The following is a 1,446-nucleotide window of genomic DNA, read 5'->3' on the forward strand; positions in this document are numbered from 1 at the left end:
GGCGATCGGCGTCTCGATGGGCCTGTCCGCACTGACCGTCAAGAGCCACCTCGCCCGGATCGCCCGCAAGCTCGGCACGGGAGACCGCGCCGGCATGGTGGCGGTGGCCCTCCGTACCGGCATCATCCACTGAGGCCCGCACGCCTCACTGTTCACGGACGTGAACCAGGCCTTTCCCCGGGCTGACTGGTTTACGACCCCCAGGCGCCTGCCGACGGAACGTTCCGTCGGCAGGCGCTGTCCATACACGGATACCCTTGACATGTGACCGACGCCCAAGAGACCGCAGCAGACGTTTCACTGCGAACCACCGGAGGCGCTCCTCCGGACGATGGCGGATCTTCTGTCGCGGAGGCTCCGATCCCTCTGCTGGAGCCGCGCGAGGGCATTCCGCCCGTGATCGCCGACGACGACTCGCTCGCCGAGACGATCGCCGCGTTCGCCGCGGGCTCCGGCCCCGTCGCCGTCGACGCCGAGCGGGCGTCCGGCTACCGCTACGGCCAGCGCGCTTACCTCGTGCAGTTGCGCCGCGCGGGCGCGGGGACCGCGCTGATCGACCCCGTGGCCTGTCCCGACCTCTCGGGGCTCGGCGAGGCGCTCTCCGGAGTGGAGTGGGTGCTGCACGCCGCCACCCAGGATCTTCCGTGCCTCCGCGAGATAGGCATGGTCCCCTCGCGCCTCTTCGACACCGAGCTGGCCGGCCGGCTCGCCGGGTTCCCCCGGGTCGGGCTCGGCGCCATGGTCGAGGGGGTGCTCGGCTTCGTCCTGGAGAAGGGGCACTCGGCCGTCGACTGGTCGACCCGCCCGCTGCCCGAGCCCTGGCTGCGCTACGCCGCCCTGGACGTGGAACTCCTCGTCGATCTGCGCGACGCGCTGGAGAAGGAGCTCGACCGGCAGGGGAAGCTGGAGTGGGCGCTCCAGGAGTTCGACGCGATCGCCTCGGCCCCGCCGGCCGAGCCGCGCAAGGATCCCTGGCGCCGGACCTCCGGGATGCACAAGGTACGGCGTCGGCGGCAGTTGGCCGTCGTGCGGGAGCTGTGGGAGGCGCGGGACCGGATCGCCCAGCGCCGGGACGTGTCGCCGGGCAAGGTGCTGTCCGACGCGGCGATCGTCGAGGCGGCGCTCGCCGTTCCGGTGAACGTGCATGCGCTGGCCGCGTTGAACGGGTTCGGGCATCGCACGGGGCGCCGGCAGCTCGAACAGTGGCAGGCCGCCGTCGACCGGGCCAGGGCCCTGCCCGAGACGCAGTTGCCGCAGCCCGGCCAGCCCGTCACCGGGCCCCCGCCGCCGCGGGCCTGGGCCGACAAGGATCCCGCGGCCGCGGCTCGGCTGTCCGCGGCGCGGGCGGCGGTGTCGGCGCTGGCCGAGACGCTGAACATGCCGCAGGAGAACCTGATCACTCCGGACACCGTGCGGCGGGTGTGCTGGGAGCCGCCGGCCGTGGTC

The 1,446-nt window shown here is 73.2% G+C and carries 2 protein-coding genes; both read left to right on the plus strand.

All coding sequences use genetic code 11. The features are described from left to right. Positions 1–133 (plus strand): LuxR C-terminal-related transcriptional regulator (locus EHS43_RS44465; RefSeq protein WP_221740828.1); only part of this gene is annotated, 133 nt, incomplete at its 5' end. A gap of 131 nt (positions 134–264) precedes the next feature. After that, positions 265–1,446, plus strand: a 1,182-nt coding sequence (locus tag EHS43_RS44470; protein ID WP_148104341.1) for a ribonuclease D, incomplete at its 3' end; no start/stop codon positions are given.

The organism is Streptomyces sp. RP5T (assembly GCF_003933965.1).
GTDB lineage: Bacteria > Actinomycetota > Actinomycetes > Streptomycetales > Streptomycetaceae > Streptomyces.